Origin of the sequence: Pseudalkalibacillus sp. JSM 102089 (genome assembly GCF_041366475.1) — a bacterium.
Taxonomy (GTDB): Bacteria; Bacillota; Bacilli; order Bacillales; family Guptibacillaceae; genus Guptibacillus; species Guptibacillus hwajinpoensis_B.
The window spans coordinates 65,141-84,827 of the sequence record NZ_JBEWYW010000008.1 but is presented as its reverse complement, the minus strand read 5'-3'; the positions used below and the strand labels follow the sequence as shown (position 1 = coordinate 84,827).

At 39.7% G+C, this 19,687-nt stretch carries 26 protein-coding genes and 2 riboswitches; of the genes, 25 read left to right on the top strand and 1 reads right to left on the bottom strand.

Annotation, left to right across the window (positions count from 1 at the left end; genetic code table 11):
- Nucleotides 1-64: 64 nt before the first annotated feature.
- The 14 genes from ABVF21_RS16505 (at nt 65) to ABVF21_RS16440 (ending at nt 11,553) form a co-directional block, all read left to right on the top strand.
- Complete coding sequence (locus tag ABVF21_RS16505; RefSeq protein ID WP_194221994.1) at nt 65-682, top strand: stage V sporulation protein AA; 618 nt, start codon at nt 65-67, stop codon at nt 680-682.
- Complete coding sequence (locus ABVF21_RS16500) at nt 679-1,110, top strand: stage V sporulation protein AB (protein ID WP_303530880.1); 432 nt, start codon at nt 679-681, stop codon at nt 1,108-1,110. Before ABVF21_RS16505 ends, ABVF21_RS16500 begins: the two co-directional genes overlap by 4 nt.
- Entirely contained in the window at nt 1,110-1,568 is a 459-nt protein-coding gene (gene spoVAC / locus ABVF21_RS16495; protein ID WP_303530882.1) for a stage V sporulation protein AC, read from the top strand. Before ABVF21_RS16500 ends, spoVAC begins: the two co-directional genes overlap by 1 nt.
- A gap of 13 nt (nt 1,569-1,581) precedes the next feature.
- Nucleotides 1,582-2,595 (top strand): stage V sporulation protein AD, encoded by a 1,014-nt coding sequence (spoVAD, locus tag ABVF21_RS16490; RefSeq protein WP_303530884.1) that lies wholly within the window; start codon nt 1,582-1,584, stop codon nt 2,593-2,595.
- Nucleotides 2,595-2,945 (top strand): stage V sporulation protein AE, encoded by a 351-nt coding sequence (gene spoVAE / locus ABVF21_RS16485; RefSeq protein WP_194221990.1) that lies wholly within the window; start codon nt 2,595-2,597, stop codon nt 2,943-2,945. Before spoVAD ends, spoVAE begins: the two co-directional genes overlap by 1 nt.
- 5 nt (nt 2,946-2,950) lie before the next feature.
- Complete coding sequence (locus ABVF21_RS16480) at nt 2,951-3,529, top strand: stage V sporulation protein AE (protein WP_303530886.1); 579 nt, start codon at nt 2,951-2,953, stop codon at nt 3,527-3,529.
- Entirely contained in the window at nt 3,510-5,003 is a 1,494-nt protein-coding gene (locus tag ABVF21_RS16475; protein WP_303530888.1) for a spore germination protein, read from the top strand. The genes ABVF21_RS16480 and ABVF21_RS16475 overlap by 20 nt, the downstream gene beginning before the upstream one ends.
- Nucleotides 5,004-5,049: 46 nt before the next feature.
- Nucleotides 5,050-5,237, top strand: a riboswitch (Lysine riboswitch).
- A 101-nt stretch (nt 5,238-5,338) separates the two neighbouring features.
- Nucleotides 5,339-6,658 carry a diaminopimelate decarboxylase gene (gene lysA / locus ABVF21_RS16470; RefSeq protein WP_303530890.1) on the top strand — a complete coding sequence of 440 codons (1,320 nt, stop codon included), beginning with the start codon at nt 5,339-5,341 and terminating at the stop codon, nt 6,656-6,658.
- 92 nt (nt 6,659-6,750) lie between these two features.
- Nucleotides 6,751-7,188 carry a peptidylprolyl isomerase gene (locus ABVF21_RS16465; protein ID WP_194221986.1) on the top strand — a complete coding sequence of 146 codons (438 nt, stop codon included), beginning with the start codon at nt 6,751-6,753 and terminating at the stop codon, nt 7,186-7,188.
- A gap of 22 nt (nt 7,189-7,210) precedes the next feature.
- Nucleotides 7,211-7,356: riboswitch (FMN riboswitch) on the top strand.
- 142 nt (nt 7,357-7,498) lie between these two features.
- Nucleotides 7,499-8,581 (top strand): bifunctional diaminohydroxyphosphoribosylaminopyrimidine deaminase/5-amino-6-(5-phosphoribosylamino)uracil reductase RibD, encoded by a 1,083-nt coding sequence (gene ribD, locus ABVF21_RS16460; protein WP_303530892.1) that lies wholly within the window; start codon nt 7,499-7,501, stop codon nt 8,579-8,581.
- Nucleotides 8,581-9,237: a riboflavin synthase gene (ribE, locus tag ABVF21_RS16455; RefSeq protein WP_303530893.1), complete on the top strand. Its 657-nt coding sequence runs from the start codon at nt 8,581-8,583 to the stop codon at nt 9,235-9,237. Before ribD ends, ribE begins: the two co-directional genes overlap by 1 nt.
- A 26-nt stretch (nt 9,238-9,263) precedes the next feature.
- Nucleotides 9,264-10,457, top strand: coding sequence for a bifunctional 3,4-dihydroxy-2-butanone-4-phosphate synthase/GTP cyclohydrolase II (locus ABVF21_RS16450; RefSeq protein ID WP_371018608.1), 1,194 nt, complete (start codon nt 9,264-9,266; stop codon nt 10,455-10,457).
- Between the two features lie 33 nt (nt 10,458-10,490).
- Nucleotides 10,491-10,961, top strand: a complete 471-nt coding sequence (gene ribH, locus ABVF21_RS16445; RefSeq protein ID WP_194221982.1) for a 6,7-dimethyl-8-ribityllumazine synthase — start codon at nt 10,491-10,493, stop codon at nt 10,959-10,961.
- Between the two features lie 229 nt (nt 10,962-11,190).
- The gene (locus tag ABVF21_RS16440; RefSeq protein ID WP_194221981.1) at nt 11,191-11,553 is read left to right on the top strand and encodes a GNAT family N-acetyltransferase; all 363 of its coding nucleotides are present in this window, start codon (nt 11,191-11,193) and stop codon (nt 11,551-11,553) included.
- A gap of 21 nt (nt 11,554-11,574) precedes the next feature.
- Here ABVF21_RS16440 and ABVF21_RS16435 read toward each other — a convergent pair whose 3' ends face one another.
- Nucleotides 11,575-12,102 carry a DUF309 domain-containing protein gene (locus tag ABVF21_RS16435; protein ID WP_226613871.1) on the bottom strand — a complete coding sequence of 176 codons (528 nt, stop codon included), beginning with the start codon at nt 12,100-12,102 and terminating at the stop codon, nt 11,575-11,577.
- A gap of 45 nt (nt 12,103-12,147) precedes the next feature.
- Between ABVF21_RS16435 and ABVF21_RS16430 the strand changes: the two genes are divergently transcribed.
- The 11 genes from ABVF21_RS16430 (at nt 12,148) to resA (ending at nt 19,680) form a co-directional block, all read left to right on the top strand.
- A complete protein-coding gene (locus tag ABVF21_RS16430) occupies nt 12,148-12,276 on the top strand; it encodes a hypothetical protein (protein ID WP_303530900.1) in 129 nt (42 codons plus the stop codon).
- Between the two features lie 63 nt (nt 12,277-12,339).
- Nucleotides 12,340-13,089 carry a segregation/condensation protein A gene (locus ABVF21_RS16425; protein WP_303530902.1) on the top strand — a complete coding sequence of 250 codons (750 nt, stop codon included), beginning with the start codon at nt 12,340-12,342 and terminating at the stop codon, nt 13,087-13,089.
- Complete coding sequence (gene scpB / locus ABVF21_RS16420; RefSeq protein ID WP_194221978.1) at nt 13,086-13,664, top strand: SMC-Scp complex subunit ScpB; 579 nt, start codon at nt 13,086-13,088, stop codon at nt 13,662-13,664. Before ABVF21_RS16425 ends, scpB begins: the two co-directional genes overlap by 4 nt.
- A 35-nt stretch (nt 13,665-13,699) precedes the next feature.
- A complete protein-coding gene (locus ABVF21_RS16415) occupies nt 13,700-14,074 on the top strand; it encodes a hypothetical protein (RefSeq protein ID WP_303530905.1) in 375 nt (124 codons plus the stop codon).
- A gap of 162 nt (nt 14,075-14,236) precedes the next feature.
- Entirely contained in the window at nt 14,237-15,328 is a 1,092-nt protein-coding gene (locus ABVF21_RS16410) for a type III polyketide synthase (protein WP_303530907.1), read from the top strand.
- A gap of 3 nt (nt 15,329-15,331) precedes the next feature.
- Nucleotides 15,332-15,880, top strand: a complete 549-nt coding sequence (locus tag ABVF21_RS16405; protein WP_371018607.1) for an isoprenylcysteine carboxyl methyltransferase family protein — start codon at nt 15,332-15,334, stop codon at nt 15,878-15,880.
- Nucleotides 15,881-15,949: 69 nt separating this feature from the next.
- A complete protein-coding gene (locus tag ABVF21_RS16400) occupies nt 15,950-17,110 on the top strand; it encodes a D-alanyl-D-alanine carboxypeptidase family protein (RefSeq protein ID WP_371018651.1) in 1,161 nt (386 codons plus the stop codon).
- Entirely contained in the window at nt 17,103-17,696 is a 594-nt protein-coding gene (locus tag ABVF21_RS16395) for a nucleoside recognition domain-containing protein (RefSeq protein ID WP_371018606.1), read from the top strand. The genes ABVF21_RS16400 and ABVF21_RS16395 overlap by 8 nt, the downstream gene beginning before the upstream one ends.
- The gene (locus ABVF21_RS16390; RefSeq protein ID WP_371018605.1) at nt 17,693-18,211 is read left to right on the top strand and encodes a spore maturation protein; all 519 of its coding nucleotides are present in this window, start codon (nt 17,693-17,695) and stop codon (nt 18,209-18,211) included. The genes ABVF21_RS16395 and ABVF21_RS16390 overlap by 4 nt, the downstream gene beginning before the upstream one ends.
- Before the next feature lie 139 nt (nt 18,212-18,350).
- Complete coding sequence (locus ABVF21_RS16385; protein WP_194221972.1) at nt 18,351-19,088, top strand: pseudouridine synthase; 738 nt, start codon at nt 18,351-18,353, stop codon at nt 19,086-19,088.
- 64 nt (nt 19,089-19,152) lie between these two features.
- Complete coding sequence (gene resA / locus ABVF21_RS16380) at nt 19,153-19,680, top strand: thiol-disulfide oxidoreductase ResA (protein WP_303530913.1); 528 nt, start codon at nt 19,153-19,155, stop codon at nt 19,678-19,680.
- The last annotated feature ends 7 nt before the right edge of the window (nt 19,681-19,687 follow it).

Below are 19,687 nucleotides of genomic sequence, written 5' to 3'. Positions count from 1 at the left end.
TGAGAGTCATTTAGTAGAAACATACTATAACCAATATGCCCCTTGAATAAGGAGGTGGAGGATCATGGATAGTCAGATAATATATCTTCGACTTAGGCAAAAAAAGAAAGTGCCGCCTAATAAGAAGCTATTGATTGGTGATATTGCTCAGCTCATAGGAGAAGATTCTTGCTGTAGTAAGGTGGAGAATATCCACATTTACCATGTAACGAAAGAAGATAAGAACTTAGTCGTAATTGATGTTATGAAAGTCATTATGTCAATCCATAGCGAAATGGAAAATATTGAGATTCAAGTGGTTGGTCCTACACAAACAATTGTAGAAGTTCAATATCCAAAGAAGAAATTAGCACCCGTTTATTTTGTTCTTATCTGGTTTTTATTATTTATTGGTGCGGCCCTCGCAATTATGAATTTTCATGAAGACGTCAGTATGAGAGAGGTTCATCAGCAAATATATAAAATTGTGACTGGAATCGACAATCCCAAACCACTGCTTCTACAAGTACCATACTCATTTGGACTTGGAATTGGGATGGTCCTTTTCTTTAATCATCTTTTCAAAAAGCGGTTTAATGAAGAACCGAGCCCACTTGAAGTGGAAATGTTTAATTATCAACAGGACCTTGATCAATACGTCATCGTTCATGAGAACGAAGAAAACGGAAATTCGAAGCCATGAATGTTCAATTTGTCTTAGTGATGTTAATCGGATTTGCTGAAGGGATTGCGGTTGGGGCTGGATTTGTTGCATTTCTTTCAGTTCTTGGCATTATCCCTAGACTCACTCAATTGTCCAAAACGTTACACCTCATTCGTTTTTATGAATGGGGGATCATTGTAGGTGCTGTAGTGGCAAGTTGGTTATCGTTAAGAAATCCAACTCTTGGCCTGCCCAAATTTGTAGTGATCCCAATTGGACTTGGTGCAGGTATATTTATTGGGATGTTAGCAGCAGCATTAACAGAAGTACTTAATGTCTTGCCAATATTAACGAAACGGATTGGGTTTATAGATAGAATTTTGGTTTTACTAATGGCTATAGTACTTGGTAAAGTATTCGGATCATTGTTTCATTGGACAATTTTTGTGGATGGAGGGATCAAGTAATGAAAAAATCATTAAACGATAAGGAAAAGTATAGTCAGAACATTAAAGAGTATCAGCCAAAGCCGCCGTATTTTTTCAACTGTATAAAGGCGTTTGTTGTAGGTGGATTTATTTGTATGTTCGGGCAAGGTGTTCAGAATTTCTATATCAATGTTTTTGATTTTTCTAAAGAAAATGCTGGAAACCCGACTGTTGCCACTCTCATTTTGATCGCAGCTATATTAACGGCTTTCGGTTGGTATGACAAGCTTGGTCAATTTGCGGGGGCAGGTTCAGCTGTACCAGTTACAGGTTTCGCTAATTCGATTACAAGTGCTGCTCTCGAGCATAAAAGCGAAGGGATTGTACTTGGCATAGCAACCAATATGTTTAAACTTGCTGGATCAGTCATAGTGTTTGGCGTCGTTGCGGCTTACATTGTAGGAATGGTCAGAATGATTTTTAAAGCCCTGGTATAAGGAGAGAACCTGTATGAAATCAGGAAAGCAAACATGGAGTTTTTCAAATGTATATTTACAATCAGTAGGTACAGCAACAGGCCCAAAGGAAGCAGAAGGTCCATTTGGGAATTCGTTTGATGTGACCTATAATAACCTTCATTGTGATCAGGCAAACTGGGAGCTTGCTGAAAGAAAATTATTAGAAGATGCAGTAATGAGTTGTTTGAAGAAAAAAGAATTAGCTCCTGATCAAGTTGATGTTTTTGTAGCAGGTGATCTATTAAATCAAATCGTAAGCGCAACTTATACAGCAAGGTCTAATCATATTCCTTTTCTAGGTGTTTTTGGAGCATGCTCCACATCGATGGAATCCCTAGCCATTGCTTCTTCTCTAGTTGATGGTGGTTTTGCAGAGAGGGTTATTGCTGGAGTTAGTAGCCATAATGCAACTGCTGAAAGACAGTTCCGATATCCAACAGAATATGGAGGTCAGAAACCCGGTACTGCGACATCAACTGTAACTGGTGCTGGAGCTGCCTTAGTTAGTCAGGAGTTATCGGACATTCAAATCTCTGCGGCAACGATTGGAAGAGTAGTTGACTGGGGAATCAAAGATCCGTTTGATATGGGGAGTGCGATGGCGCCAGCGGCAGCAGATACATTGGCCACACATTTTGAGGACCTGAATGTAAAGCCTTCAGATTATGACTTAATTGTTACTGGAGATTTATCTGCAGTTGGTTCTCCGATTGTTCGTGATTTATTGCTTGAGAAAGGGTTTGACATTACTAATAATCATAATGATTGTGGGTTAATGATCTATCGTCCAGACCAGAAAGAAGTATTCGCAGGTGGAAGTGGCTGTGCCTGTTCGGCGGTTGTTACGTATGGTCATCTCATAGAGCTTCTAAAACAAGGAAAGTATTCAAAAATTCTTGTTACAGCTACAGGATGCTTGCATAGCCCCGTTATGGTGCAGCAGAAAGAAAGTATGCCTGCTATCGCTCATGCAGTGGTTTTTGAGCGAGTTGGAGGTGAGGAATAGTGGAATACTTCATTGCTTTTGCAGTAGGAGGAGCCATTTGTGTTGTAGGTCAGTTATTGCTCGATATTTTTAGATTAACACCAGCTCATGTCATGTCATCTTTTGTTGTGGCTGGAGCGATTCTTGATGGTTTTGGTATATACGATCGACTGATTGAATTCGCAGGAGCTGGTGCGACAGTGCCAATTACGAGCTTCGGACATTCCTTGCTACATGGGGCGATGCAGCAAGGAGAGGAACATGGATTTATAGGCATTGCAATGGGGATATTTCAGTTAACTTCAGCTGGAATTTCATCAGCTATTGTTTTCGGATTTATCATAGCCATTATATTCAAACCAAAGGGGTGAATGAATTGAACAAGCGGCGGGTTATTTTCGTTACTGATGGAGATCTTTACGCGCAAAAAGCAATTGAAAAAGTGGCTTCGGATATTGGCGGGAGATGCATTAGCCAATCAGCAGGAAATCCTACCCCGCTTGCTGGTTATGAAATTATTTCCCTAATTAAAGAAGCTCCACACGATCCAATCTTTGTAATGTTTGATGATAGTGGTTTTCCGGGTGAAGGTTATGGAGAACTAGCGATGCAGGCTGTGGCTGAGGATGAAGATGTTGAACTACTTGGTGCGATTGCAGTTGCCTCGAGAACACACTTCTCTGAATGGACGAGAGTAGATGTTTCCATTGATAGGGATGGTGAATTAACACATTTCGGTGTTGATAAGAATGGATTTGCTGATATGGAAGCTGGGAGAATAGATGGGGATACTGTATCTATTTTAGATAAACTGAATGTCCCTATTATTATAGGTGTCGGTGATATAGGTAAAATGTCTGGACTTGATGATCCGGAGGTTGGGTCGCCTATAACATTGAAAGCCGTTCAAATTCTGCTTGAAAGGAGCGGTTTCTATGACAACAAAAATGAATAACAAACAAGAAATATTTAAAAAATTAAAAGAAAATGAAGAATTCTTGAAAAAATCAATTGGCATTGGGGAAAGTTTTGACGTAGGTGTACGTAAACTCAAGATTTTGAATAAAGAAATACAATTCTATTATTGTACTGGATTATGTGATACATCAATCATTGTTGAGATCATGCGTGAATTGATGGAATTAGATGATCATCATCGCTTGACCGTTAAATTCGAGCAAGTTATCCATAATCATTTGCCCCATCAGCAAGTAACAAAAGTAGAGACGTTCGATGAGGTCGTCGATCAAGTTCTTTCTGGACTGATCGCTGTATTTATGGAAGGCGAAGAGATTGCTTACATTATTGATGTTCGAAAGTATCCAGGTAGAACGCCTCAGGAGCCAGACACTGAGAAAGTGATTAGAGGTTCTAGAGACGGTTTCACAGAAAATATTATTGAGAATACTGCACTTACTAGAAGGCGTATTAGAGATGGTCGTTTGCGTAATGAAATATTTCAAATCGGAGAGCGTTCTAAAACGGATGTGTGTATCACTTATATTCAGGATGTAGCTAACCCAAACTTAGTAGAAATCATTAAGAAAAAACTAAAAGAAATTAATATTGATGGTATTCCTATGGCTGATAAAACTGTCGAAGAGTTTTTAGTGCATCAGGCGGGAAATCCTTTTCCACTTGTACGATATACGGAAAGGCCAGATGTAGCCGCATCCCATTTGTTAGAAGGGCATGTCTTAATTATCGTTGATACTTCTCCGAGTGTTATTATTACACCAACAACCTTTTTCCACCATGTTCAACATGCAGAAGAATACAGGGAAGCTCCATTACCTGGTGCATTCTTGAGATGGGTCCGCTTTGGAGGAATGCTAGCAGCGCTATTGTTACTTCCCCTGTGGTTATTGGCGGTATATGAACCAGGGTTGTTGCCTAAATCGATTGATTTTATTGGGCCAAATGATGAAACGAATGTACCGATATTTATTCAAATCATTCTTGCAGAAATTGGGATCGAAACGCTGAGAATGGCCGCCATTCATACGCCTACCCCGCTTTCTACAGCGATGGGTTTAATTGCAGCTGTATTAATTGGTCAAATTGCTATCGATGTAGGATTATTTGTGCCAGAAGTTATTCTGTATGTTTCTATTGCGGCTATAGGTTCTTACGCAACGCCCAGTTATGAGTTATCAATAGCGAACAAACTAGTTAGATTATTACTACTTTTCCTTGTCTTTTTCTTCAGAGTTCCAGGATATATAATAGGCGTGACAGCTATTATTCTCTTCCTAGTCGCCTTAAAGCCATTAAATACACCTTATTTATGGCCATTCATTCCTTTTAATGCAAAAGCGTTTATTCAAGTGCTAATTCGCGTTTCTGTTCCTTTGACAAAACTGCGTCCAAGTATTACAGAGCCCCAGAATGAAACGAAGCAGCCGGACAAACCACTTGCCGAATCTTAAAAAGTATGATAATTTATTTCTTAATCGAATAGACCTCATTGAACGTAATGGGGATAGAGGCGCAAAACGAATGAGTAAGATATCTGAGCATAGAATGGAATGCGAAGACGATATCAGAAAGGTCAATTTGCCGAAGTGAGAAAGGACCCATTCTTTTCTTGCTGGGCTGCTGCTGAATAAGTTGCAGACTGTCACTGGAGGATGGATTTCTTTCAGTGGTGAGCTAATCCAACTCGTGAGGATACGGAGAAAAACAGCCTATCTATAAAGTTGGCTGTTTTTCTTATTGTGTGGAGGGAGCTCGCATTTATATAAGCGAGAGGGGAGAAATGATTGTGAATTTATACAGTACATCTGCAATTTCAGAAGAGGGGCATCTAACAGTTGGAGGGATCGATACGGTCCAATTAGGAAAAAAATTTGGCACTGCGTTATATGTTTATGACGTGGCCATGATTCGAGATAAAGCAAGGGCGTTTCGAAGTGCCTTTGAACGTGAAAATGTAAACTATCAAGTAGCTTATGCTAGTAAGGCCTTTTCATGTATGGCAATGATCCAACTTGCAGAAGAAGAAGGATTAAGTTTAGATGTTGTATCCGGTGGAGAGCTTTATACTGCTTTGAAGGCGGGTTTTCCCGTGGAGCGCATTCATTTTCATGGAAATAACAAAAGTGAATCTGAAATTAGAATGGCGCTTGATGCAGAAATAGGTTGCTTCGTTGTTGATAATTTTTACGAATTATCTCTACTTGAGCAAATTGCAGAAGAAAAAAATGTGAAAGCTAATGTGCTGCTGCGTATAACACCAGGTATTGAAGCACATACGCATGATTATATTTTAACAGGCCAAGAAGATTCCAAATTTGGTTTTGATTTACAGAGTGGTCAGGTAGAACGCGCGATATTGGATGTAACAAAAATGAGTGCTATTCATCTTCTTGGACTTCATTGTCATATAGGCTCACAAATTTTTGAAACAAATGGCTTTGTAATGGCGATTGAAAAGATCTATAGCTATCTTACAACATGGTACGATGCCTATGGTTTTGAGCCTGAAGTCCTTAACCTTGGTGGAGGATTTGGAATCCGATATACGAGCGAAGATCACCCACTACCAGTAGGGAACTACATTGAAGCTATGATTGAAACAATCAGAAATCAGGTAACAGGGCAAATGAACATGCCTGAGATCTGGATTGAACCTGGGCGTTCACTAGTAGGAGAAGCTGGACTAACGTTATATACGGTTGGTTCACACAAAAATGTTCCAGAGTTGAGACATTACCTCGCTGTAGATGGAGGGATGACGGATAATTTACGCCCTGCTCTCTATCAGGCAAAATATGAAGCCACAATAGCAAATCGAATGAATGAAGCAAAAGATCACCTATACTCTGTAGCAGGAAAGTGCTGTGAATCAGGTGATATGTTAATTTGGGATTGCCAGTTACAGCGAGCGATTGCTGGCGATACAATGGCTGTTTTTTCAACGGGGGCATATGGTTATTCCATGGCAAATAACTACAATAGATTACCAAGACCGGCTGTAGTTTTTGTTGAAAATGGTGAGGCAAACCTTGTTGTTGAGAGAGAGTCATACGAGGATTTAGTTCGACATGATTTGCCATTAAAACAAGCGATTATATCAAAATAATAGTTGAAAAGCATAAATGATATGGAACAGCTTCAGTCTGTGCTATAATGAAAGAGCTTTTAAGAAAATTGTTAGTGCAGGAGGATTTATTTATGAAAAAAGGAACAATTGCATTTGAAAATGGAGAAGTTATTGAAATTGAATTTTATCCAGAAGCAGCACCTAACACTGTTGCTAACTTTGAGAAACTTGCAAATGAAGGTTTCTACAACGGTGTGAACTTCCACCGCGTAATCCCAGGTTTTGTTGCTCAAGGCGGAGATCCTACAGGTTCTGGAATGGGTGGACCAGGATATACAATTGACTGTGAAACAGAAGGTAACCCTCATAAACACGTAGCAGGCTCATTGTCTATGGCACATGCTGGTAAAAACACGGGCGGCAGTCAGTTTTTCCTAGTTCATGAACCTCAGCCTCACCTAGACGGCGTTCATACCGTTTTTGGTCAAGTAACAGAAGGAATGGATACGGTTCTTCGCGTTAAACAGGGTGACGTAATGAAAGAAGTAAAAGTCTGGGACGAAGAATAGATCAGACTCTTAAAAACTTAATACTTTCCTTCGGGGTCGGGTGAAAATCCCAACCGGCGGTGATGACTAGCTTATGCTAGCTAAGTCCGTGACCCGGTTGCGTAAGCAAACGGTGGATCTGGTGAGAAACCAGAACCGACAGTATAGTCTGGATGGGAGAAGGAATAAAAGTGACCAATTTCCTTTTGAATCATAGATTCAAAAGGCTTATTTGGCATATACTTTTGCCTCCCAGCACAGCTGTGTTTTGGGAGGCTTTTTTTGTTCTCCTTCTCAACCAATAATGGAGAGTGGAACAGGAGTAAATACGATGAATCATACGGATTTTATGAAAACAGCGATCGATATGGCTAGAAGTACGTTAGGTCAAACGCGTCCGAATCCCTCCGTAGGAGCCGTCATTGTTAATAGTGGGCGTATCGTGGGGATGGGAGCTCATTTAAGGGCTGGAGAAGGCCATGCCGAAATTCAAGCACTCAAGATGGCGGGCAATCAAGCAAGTGGGAGTACTGCCTATGTGACACTGGAGCCATGTAGTCATCATGGAAAGACGCCTCCTTGTGCTGATGCTTTAATTCAAGCGGGAGTCAAAGAGGTATTTATTGCAAGTCAAGATCCGAATCCCCTGGTCGCAGGAAATGGTGTAACTAAACTAAAGAAAGCAGGCATAGCTGTCCATATTGGGCTTATGGAAGAAGAAGCCTTACAGCTAAACCGGATGTTTTTCCATTACATTACACAGAAAAGACCATTTGTAACGTTGAAAGCTGCTACAACGCTTGATGGCAAAATAGCAACTCATTCAGGTGATAGTAAATGGATTACGGGGGAAGACTCGAGAAAAGATGTTCATGCCTTCCGTCATCAACATGATGCCATTCTTGTAGGTATTGGAACGGTCCTCTCTGATGACCCATCACTAACGACTCGTTACGGTGAAGGCCTATCGCCGATTAGAATCGTGTTAGATCGTCAATTGAAGATGCCTTCTGACGCTAAAGTAATAAGTGATGAGAATGCAGAAACATGGATCATTACAACAAAACGAGCTGCGCTAAAAAATAAGCGAACCTTCCCAAAACATGTCCAAATCATCGATGTCATAGATCCACTGCTCCCAATAGATAAAGTTCTTGACCTTTTAGGGGAACGAGAAATTACATCAGTATTTGTTGAAGGTGGTTCAGAAATACACGGTAGCTTTCTTGAATCACGATCTTTTCAACAAGTTATTACATACATTGCGCCGAAGCTTATTGGTGGGAGTCAATCTCCTACGGCTTTCGGGGGTACAGGTTTTCAAACGATGAATGAAGCGATCGATTTACAAGTGGATAGCGTAGAACAAATTGGAAATGATATTCGAATTATTTCATCAAGGAGGCTTTCTTAATGTTTACAGGTATTGTAGAAGAAATTGGAAGAGTTGAAAGTGTTCAACAATCAGGAGAATCCATTGCAATGCAAATTGCGGCGTCGACTATTTTAAAAGACGTTCATTTAGGAGATAGCATTTCGATAAACGGCGTGTGCTTAACTGTTACGACGTATACAGACTCTTCTTTTACCGTAGATATTATGCCTGAAACATTTCGTGCAAGCAGTCTTCGACAGCTAGGACCAAACTCATCGGTGAATCTGGAGAGAGCTATGTCTGCAAATGGACGCTTTGGTGGTCATTTTGTTTCTGGACATGTTGATGGTGTGGGGAAAATTACTCGTGTAGAACAAATTGATAATGCTGTTTATTATGACATCTCGATTCCGCGAAACCTTTTAATTTACTTTGTTGAAAAAGGCTCAGTTTCTGTTGATGGTACTAGTCTTACGGTCTTTGGAATAGGGGAGCACTCTCTTACTATATCTCTTATCCCCCATACGGTTGAGGAGACGGTGCTTGGGAGAAAAAGAGTAGGAGATACAGTGAATATAGAATGCGATATGCTTGGTAAATACATTATGAAGTACTTGGAGCAAAGAAGCGGTTCAAAACCCGAACCTACTGCTTCACTTGGGAGTCAGTTTTTTGAAGATCATGGATTTAAATAATGGTACTATCAGGAGGGTCATCGTATATGTTCCATACAATAGAAGAAGCGATTTATGATTTAATGCAAGGCAAGGTGGTGATCGTTTGTGATGATGAAGACAGGGAGAATGAAGGGGATTTTATCGCTTTAGCCGATAAAGTCACACCAGAAACAATCAATTTCATGATTACAAAAGGAAGAGGCCTTGTTTGCACGCCGATTACGGAAGAGCGTGCAAATGAACTGAAGTTGAGCCCAATGGTAGATCATAACACAGATTCTCATGGTACAGCGTTTACAGTGAGTGTCGACCACAAAAGTACAACTACAGGAATTTCGGCAGCTGAAAGAGCATCTACAATTCAATACTTAATTAACACGGATGCTAAACCTTCAGACTTTAATCGACCAGGTCATATTTTTCCATTGATTGCTAAGGATGGAGGGGTCTTAAGAAGAGCAGGTCATACGGAGGCGGCGGTCGATTTGGCACGACTCTCTGGCTCTGCCCCAGCTGGTGTTATTTGTGAAATTATGAAAGAAGACGGTGAAATGGCGCGCGTTCCTGATCTAAAGAAAATTGCTGAAGAGTATGATTTGAAAATGATTACGATTAAAGATTTGATTCAATATCGTAATCGTAAAGATGTTCTTGTTCGAAAAGAAGTAGAAATAGAACTTCCGACTGAGTTTGGTTCTTTTAGAGCGGTAGGGTATTCGAATATTCTTGATCAGAAAGAGCACGTAGCTTTGATTAAGGGAGAAATTTTACCAGATCAACCAACTCTTGTGCGAGTTCACTCTGAATGTTTAACTGGTGATGTGTTTGGATCTTTTCGATGTGACTGTGGTCCACAACTACATGCTGCATTGGCACAAATTGAAGAAGAAGGTCATGGCGTGCTTTTGTATATGCGCCAGGAAGGAAGAGGTATCGGGCTCCTTAATAAAATGAAAGCTTATAAACTGCAAGAACAGGGCTACGACACAGTTGAAGCGAATGAGAAACTTGGATTTAAGCCTGATTTAAGGGATTATGGAATAGGGGCACAGATTTTGAGAGACCTTGGTGTTTCTAAAATGAACCTTCTGACAAACAATCCACGTAAAATAGCTGGGTTAACAGGTTATGGTCTTGAAGTAGCATCTAGGGTACCTCTTCAGATGGCTTCTCGAAAAGAGAATGAAAAGTACCTAAAAACAAAACATAGTAAGCTAGGACACATGCTTCATTTCTAAAAATTCACGTATGAACATAGGAGGATATTAATAATGGGACAAACATTTGAAGGAAATTTGGTTGGATCTGGATTAAAAGTGGGTATAGTAGTAGGAAGATTTAATGAATTTATTACAAGTAAATTACTTGGAGGTGCTGAAGACGCATTGAAGCGTCATGGCTTGTCCGAAGAAAACATTGATGTAGCATGGGTTCCTGGAGCATTTGAAATTCCATTTGCCGCAAAGAAAATGGTTGAAACAGGAAAATATGATGCAATTGTTACGCTTGGTACGGTTATTCGCGGGGCTACACCACACTTTGATTATGTATGTGGAGAAGTTTCTAAAGGCGTAGCGAATTTAACGATGCAGACGGGTGTACCTGTTATTTTTGGAGTATTAACCACAAACACCATTGAACAAGCTGTTGAACGTGCAGGGACTAAGGCTGGTAACAAGGGCTGGGATGCTGCAACGGCAGCAATTGAAATGGCTAATTTATCAAAATCATTTGAAGGTTGATTATCAGTTCATTTTTGGCTATGATGAGTATGGTATGCGATGAAGGGCAAAAGAGTTTGGAGTCGTAAAGCCATGAAGAGAGAAAGAAAATGGTTGATTCTTAGGTCTGTGTGATCATTGTCATTATCATGCTAGCTGAGCTTGTTCGTCGAATCACTTTAACATTCTAATTGATTTTAGAATAAGTTATTAAACGGAAAGCCAAGAATTACTTTAATGAGGGATAATCATGCTAATTCGTTATAAGAAAGCTCATGAGAAAATAGCCATGGGGCTATTAAGCTTCATGCCGAATGAAAAAGATATTAAGAAACTGCAACAATCGATTAAAGACTATGAGGATATGGATTCTTTGCAGCTTTTTCTTTGGAAAGAAGAAGATATTATCGGATTGCTCGGGATTGAATGGGTAAACGACAACGAAGTAGAGCTAAAGGATATTAGTGTTAATCCTTCCCATCGCCATCAAGGAATTGGAAAACAAATGGTTGAAGCACTTCGAGAAATGCTAAGTGATGAAATATCTATTAAGGGAAATGAATATACAGGGACATTTTTTGAGAGGTGTCACTTGGAAGAAAATATGAAGTAAGATGCAAAGAAAAGGAACGGCTTAGCCGTTCCTTTTCTGTTGTTTTATTTCAAATTGTTGTTTTCTTTCTTCAATCACATCTGATCGATCACGTCTCGTATGACGATGGATGAGTTCTATATTCGAAAGATCGCTTTTACTACCATAAGTACATTCAAGTTCACGACATCTTTCTTCACAAGCCGTTTGAAGGGTGGAGCTTGTGAGAGGAATGTCAAATCCCTGGTAAGGAGAGTGAGTGTTGATGAGTTGTAACTCGTTTGATAGGTTTTTAGAAAGTTGATCAATATTTATCGCTAATTTATCGAGTTCTTCACTTTCGCTTTTGGAAATGCGTATGGCATTAGCAATCATTCTCTTTGCCCCTGTGAAATTACCGCGTCGATGGTGGTAGAGGCCAACAGCAATTTGGATAAGACCTACCCAATGAAGTTTACGACTTCCACGCGGATCCTCTTTCCAATGTTCTTCGAGGATTTCATGGCATTCAAAATAATCACGAAGTCCATGGAAATGAGCCAAATAATCAATATAGGCTTTTGAATACATGCTGATTCCTCCATTTCTTTTAGTAGTGTAGCACATGTGTGTTAAATGGATAAAGCGAGTGCTCTTGTGGATCAAAATAGCGATCAGTCGTCAGGGTGCTATCAAACTGTTAACGATCAATGGAAAACAATTTACGTTAAAAATGAACCTGATGGTTTTCTTGCATTGCTGTAAGCCCCTATTGTAAATGTGATATAATCGGAATACTAGATGGACTTGGATAAAGGAAGATGGAAAATGAAGCAATACAGTGTAAAGGTTGATGCATTTGAAGGTCCATTGGATCTTTTGCTCCACCTTATAAATAAGTACGAAGTGGATATTTATGATATTCCAGTCTCGCAAATTACAGATCAATACTTAACGTTTGTCCATACAATGCAAGAGTTAGAACTTGATGTGGCAAGTGAATATCTTGTTATGGCTGCGACGTTGCTTGCGATAAAAAGCAAAATGCTTCTTCCTCAAAAAGAAGAAGAAATTTTCGAACAGGACCCAGAGTTTGAAGATGATCCCCGTGATGAACTCGTTCAACGTCTTGTTGAGTATCGAAGGTTTAAAGAGGCTGCGAATGATTTAAAGGAAAAAGAAAGTAGTCGAAGCCTTATTTATGCTCGGCCCCCTGTAGATACTAGTGAATTTAGTCATGAGGATAGTCAAACCTCCATTGGCGACGTTACATTGTATGATATGCTTGCGGCATTTCAAAAAATGTCCAGACGTGTAAAAGAAAAGAAACCAAAGCGTACACGAATTCAAAGTGAAGATGTTCCAATTGAAGATCGAATGAATGCTATTCGGAACCAGCTACGAGGAAGTGGAAAGACGCGTTTTAGTGATCTTTTTAGTGAAGAGGATCGTGGGCATATGATTGTGACGTTTCTTGCAGTCCTTGAGTTAATGAAAACGAGAGATGTGGCTTGTGAACAAGATAAAAACTTTGGCGAAATTATGATTTTTGAACGAGAAGGGAAGGCATCTGTGTGACAAACGAAGAAATAAAAAGCATTATCGAAAGTCTTCTATTTGTAGTTGGTGATGAAGGGATCACAGTGAAAGATCTCTGTGAAACCATCTCATTGGAAGAAGACACCCTTCTAAGTGCAATAAGTGATTTGCAGGATGAATACAATGAAAAAGATCGCGGTTTTAAAATTAGTTTTATTGGTGGTGGCTATCAGCTCACTACAAATGCTAAAAATGCTCCCTATATCGAAAAACTAGTAGCGACACCAGGTAATCATACTTTATCGCAGGCAGCTCTAGAAACACTTGCGATCGTCGCCTACAAGCAACCAATAACAAGGGTAGAAATAGAAGAAATTCGCGGTGTTAAAACGGATAAGCCTTTACAAACTTTAATGAGTAAACTGCTCATTAAAGAAGCGGGCAGAGCCGAAAAAGCTGGAAGAGCGATTTTATATGGAACAACTAGAGAGTTTCTATTTCATTTTGGTTTAAGCTCAATTAAGGATCTCCCCCCTTTACCTGATGGGACAGAAGATAAGGAAGATGAGGAAGCAGACTTATTTTTTGAGAAGTTTCAGGAAATCTCTGAGTAGATGCTAAGTTCGATCATGATGAAGGAGGACAATCGATGAGGTTAACTCATGTTGCTTTCGAGGAGCTTCAAAAAGATCGTGCAAACTCACCTGAAGATTCATTCGTTCGTTCTACAATAACGTATGAGGAGAATGGAAAGGTAAAGCGATTTCATGTTTTATATCCTGGAGTTTTTGCAGAAACTGCTATTAAAGAATTTTGGGGTTATGAGACCCCCATTCACGAAGCAATCGCACTGAATCTCCTTTCGTCTTATCCGAATCGAAAACGTTTGTATATTAGTAGTGAAAATGAGTTCCTTGATCCGCTTAAGAAGGCGGATTTGCAAGAGCTTCTCACGATCATCCATGAGATAAAATCAACAGGTACGTATTTACATTCAAACAAAGAAAAGATGCCTCCATATTGAGGCATCTTTTTTATGCTTTGACTATGTTCGCTTATATTGATGTATCATTTTTGGCTCAAACGAGTGTATTTTCCAATATTTTCTATTTAATTACTGTTCTAGAATAAAAATGAAATAAACTTCGAACACTAATTGAAAAGAGTAGGATAGGAGCTCAGATCAATGATACTATCGATCGGAAAATCTTTACCCCCTCATTGTCTTCTGCAAACAGAAGCTGCGACTTTTGCTAAAAGGCAATTTGGTCCACATTTTAAAAATATAGATCGTCTGCTACCTGTTTTTCAAAGTGCTGAAATAGATAAAAGATATTTCGCTATGCCACTAGAATGGTATAGTAGTGGCCCAACATTTGAAGAAAAAAACGAAAAATACGTTTCTCTTTCAGTTGAATATGCTAAAGAAGCAGTATTGGACTGTCTGAACAATCCCTTTTACCTAAATGAAATGATTGATTGTAGAGATATCGATGCAATATTTTTTGTGTCAACAACAGGTATTTCTACACCGAGTATAGAGGCTAGAATCATGAATGTCCTACCATTCTCTCCCCATACAAAACGGATCCCAATCTGGGGACTTGGGTGTGCAGGTGGTGCTGCAGGTATAGCAAGAGCAAATGATTATTGTCTTGCCCATCCTGATCAAGCTGTTCTAGTAGTGAATGTTGAGCTATGTAGTCTTACTTTTCAGCATGGTGACTTTTCCAAAAGCAACCTTATTGGAACAGCACTTTTTGCTGATGGAATATCAGCTGTACTTTTGACAGGTGAGAGTTCATCTCTTCTTAGCCGTTCAACCTTGCCGAGCATTCCAGGCATCGTCGCCACATGCTCCACATTAATGAGAGATTCAGAAGATGTGATGGGATGGGAAGTTAGCAACGAAGGCTTGCACGTAGTGTTCTCTAAGTCTATTCCCGCGATTGTATCAAGTTGGCTTGAACCTAATGTTCTGGAATTCCTCACTATTCACGAGAAAACCACGCAAGAAATAGATTATTTTATTGCCCATCCTGGAGGAACAAAAGTGTTAACAGCATATGAAGAAGCTCTCGGATTCGATAAGTCGATGACTGCGGTATCGAGAAATGTATTAAAAGAATATGGAAATATGAGTTCAGTTACCGTTATTTACGTACTAGACCAGTTTTTGAGAAATGGGTGTAAACATGGAAATCTTGGATTAATGGCAGCTCTCGGACCTGGTTTTTGTTCAGAACTGCTGCTGCTAGAATGGAAAAAAGGAGCATAAAAAATGGAGCTAATATTTACTGGGGTTTTCTTCCTACTTGTGTTTCAAAGGTTATTTGAACTATATATAGCTAAAAAAAATGAAAAGTGGATGAAAGAGCAGGGAGCCAGAGAAGTTGGAAAAAATCATTATAAATACATTGTGCTTCTACACGTTTTTTTTCTTTTCGCAGTAGCGATTGAAGCGATTTTACGAGGTTTCACTCTCTCCTTCGTCTGGTCTGTTATGCTGTTTGTGTTTCTTTCGGCTCAATGCCTTCGAGTCTGGACAATTAGAAGTCTTGGCCGCTTTTGGAATACAAAAATAATCGTTCTACAAGGTGCAGAAGTTGTAAAAAGAGGTCCTTACCGATTTTTGAAACACCCAAACTACGTATTTGTCGCACTAGAAATTCTCTCTTTGCCACTTATTTTCTCCTCCTACTTCACTGCGATTGTTTTTACCGTTCTAAATGCAGTAATACTTCTGAAAGTTCGTATTCCCGCTGAAGAGAAAGCTTTAAAAGAGTCGACCAATTATCCCGTGATGTTTCCGAATGCCGGAAAGGAATGAAAGACATATACTGCGTCTCTTGCTCATAGACTTGTACAAATATAGAGCTTAAGGGACGTGGATGTCATGATGAAATCGCTTAAGACAAAAATTGGCGTCTTTATCTTAATTGCTGCTCTTCTGTTTCTCATGATCCCAAGAGGTGTAGTAGCAGAGGGAATAGGCGTCTCAGCAAGAAGTGCCATACTAATTGAACAAGAAACAGGAAGAGTTCTTTACGAAAAAGATGCCTATACACAAAGACGAATAGCGAGTATCACAAAAATTATGACTGCAATTATTGCGATTGAGTCAGGTAAAATGAATGAAACGGTAAAAATTAGTGGAAACGCTGCTGGGACAGAAGGTTCCTCTCTCTATTTAAAAGAAGGAGAGAAAATAACACTTGAAAATTTGGTATACGGTTTAATGCTTCGTTCTGGTAATGATGCTGCTGTGGCAATTGCTGAAGAAGTTGGAGGCAGTTTAGAAGGCTTTGTTACATTGATGAATCAGAAAGCAGAAGAAATTGGAATGTCTCACACAGTATTTATGAATCCTCATGGACTTGATGATCATGAGAATCATCTATCGACAGCTTATGACATGGCTATTCTAACACAGTATGCCATGGATAATGACACTTACCGTATTATTTCAAGTACTAAAGTACATAAGGCACCCAATGCGACAGAGGATTGGGATTATGTATGGCGTAATAAAAATAAGCTGTTAACTAGTTTATACTCTGATTCCACTGGTGGGAAAACGGGATACACAAAGCGAGCTAAGCGTACACTCGTTTCTACTGCTGAACGTGATGGTATGACTCTTATTGCTGTTACTTTAAATGCGCCTGATGATTGGAATGATCATATTTCGATGTTTAATTGGGGTTATAGTAACTATGAGCTGACTCTACTAGAGCCTAAAGGGATAATTAAAGATGTGAAGGATGAGCCTTACAAAGGCAATGTGAGATTGAATCGAGATCTTTCCTATCCTTTAACCTCAGAAGAAAGAGATCAAATTGACTCCACAATCCAACTTGTAGAACCTCCAGATGAAAGTAAATGGGATGAAATGGGGTCAACGGATGATCCTGTTGGGATGTATATCGTAAAATTAAATAACACGACAATTGTGAAAGCACCAATTACTTTTGACTCCGTTGAAAAAAAGGAAAAAGGATTATGGAGATTTTTTAAAGGGTTATTTTCATTAGATATCGGGCGTGAGCCGAATGGTTAATCTCATCTGGGCTGGCTTATTTCTCATTGGTATTCTATTTGCTCTAATTAATGGAACGATGGAAGAAGTCAATAAAGCAATATTTACTGGGGCTGAAGAAGCGGTAGCTGTTTGTATAGGGTTGTTAAGCGTTCTTATTTTCTGGCTGGGATTGATGAAGATTGCTCAGAGAGCAGGACTGTTAGACCTTTTGGGAAGGGGATTTAAACCGATAGCGCGGAAGCTGTTTCCGGAAGTTCCCCCTGGTCATCCTGCAATGGGATATATTCTCTCGAACATGATGGCGAATATGTTCGGCCTTGGAAATGCAGCTACGCCAATGGGGATAAAGGCAATGGAAGAGTTAAAAAAGCTCAATGATATGAAAGATAATGCAACAAGGTCAATGATTACCCTCCTAGCGCTCAATACATCAAGTTTAACTCTCATCCCAACTAGTGTTATAGCTATTCGGATGAAATATGGATCAGTTTCACCAACGGAAATCGTTGGTACAACAATTGCTGCTACAGCATGTTCAACAATTGGAGCGATCCTCATTGATCGCTTTTTCTATAGAAGAAGCAAAAGGGGAGGATCTCTGTGAATGCATCGATCTGGATTATCCCTTTATTAATCGGATTTATTCTTGCGTACGGAACGTGGAAAAGAGTACCAACTTATGAAACCTTTGTAGAAGGTGGTAAAGAAGGACTTTCTATTGCAGTTTCGATCGTTCCTTATTTGGTAGGCATGATGGTAGCCATTTCTGTTTTTCGAGCATCTGGTGCAATGGCCTTTCTTAGTGGATTATTAAGAGTACCACTAGAAGCGGTTGGGGTACCTACAGAAATCGTTCCTTTGGCTCTCATTCGCCCGATTTCTGGTACCGGTGCGCTTGCAATGACAACGGATATTATTAGCACATATGGGCCTGATTCCTTTATTGGGAGGCTAGCCTCTACCATGCAAGGAAGTACAGATACGACGCTTTATGTTATTACGGTTTACTTTGGAGCCATTGGTATCAAACGAATGGGAAATGCTCTTAAAGTTGGATTGTTAGCAGATTTAGTCGGGATGGCAGCAGCGATTATATTTGTCACTCTCGTATTTGGATAGAAGCCATCTTATTCGATGGCTTTTTTAATTGTAACGGAATGTTTGGAACATTCCTGTTTGAGCATAATAAATGATAGAATGAATCTGTGCTTGAGGTTTGACTGTGACAAGAGTATGATGTTTTAGTGAGGTGAATTTGATGGAACGTTTGCAAAAAGTAATTGCTCAAGCTGGAGTAACGTCCAGACGAAAAGCAGAAACATTGATTGAAGAAGGTAGAGTGAAAGTTAACGGCAAAGTCGTAACTGAACTCGGTACAAAGGTGTCTGAGCGCTGTAAAATTGAAGTGAACGGGATTCCGGTAGAACGTGAAGAGCCGGTTTATTTTTTGTTTTATAAACCAACAGGCGTCATTTCAACAGTAGAAGATGATAAAGGAAGAAAAGCCGTCACCGATTATTTCCATGAAATCGAAGAACGGGTTTTTCCTGTTGGACGACTTGATTACGATACGTCAGGTGTTTTGCTCTTAACGAATGATGGTGATTTTGCGAATAAGCTGATGCACCCAAGTTATCATGTAGACAAAGTGTACGTCGCTAAAGTGAAAGGCTTAATGAATAAAGAGACCATTCAAAAGCTTGAGCGAGGTGTGCAGCTAGAAGACGGAAAGACATCGAAAGCAAGAGCTAGAATTCTATCCGTTGACAAACAAAAAGGAAAATCAATTGTAGAATTGACCATTCATGAAGGTAAGAATCGCCAGGTACGCCGTATGTTCGAAACTTTAGGTTACCCTGTGCAAAAGTTAAAGAGAGAACGATATGGTTTTCTTGAGCTAACTGGAATGAATCCTGGAGATTATCGTGAGCTAAAACCTTACGAAGTGAAGCAGCTTCGTAACCAAGCTGTCACACAAAATTCAAAAAAACGATAAGGTGACCCCTTATCGACACGTTATAGTGAGAGTAGTATTGCTTTGTTTGATTGGAGTTGGTTGAATGAAAAAGAAAAACCGGCTGATCGTGCGGACTGTTATATTGACTATCGTCTTTATAGCAGTCGGCTATACGTTCTATACAAACTTTTTTGCAAATGAAAGCGGAATCGTACAGGCCGGAGATCAAGCGCCAAACTTTATTTTAACGGATTTAGACGGAAATGAAGTAGAGCTTGAGGACTACAGAGGGAAAGGCGTCTTTCTGAATTTTTGGGCAACCTATTGCGAGCCTTGTAAAGATGAGATGCCAGCGATGGACAAGAAGTATAAAGAATACAAAGAAAAAGGCGTCGAAATACTTGCAGTAAATGTTTCGGAACCTAAATTGACTGCCGAAAGCTTTGCTGATCGGTATAATCTTAGTTTTCCGGTGTTGCTCGATAAGAGCAATGATGTAACTAATCACTATGGAGTTGGGCCAATTCCAGTAACCTTTTTAATTGACAAGAATGGCAAGGTCGTTCAAAAAACGGAAGCCAGCCTTTCAGAGGAAGTAATTGATAGCTATATGCAGCAAATCCAACCGTAATGGGGTG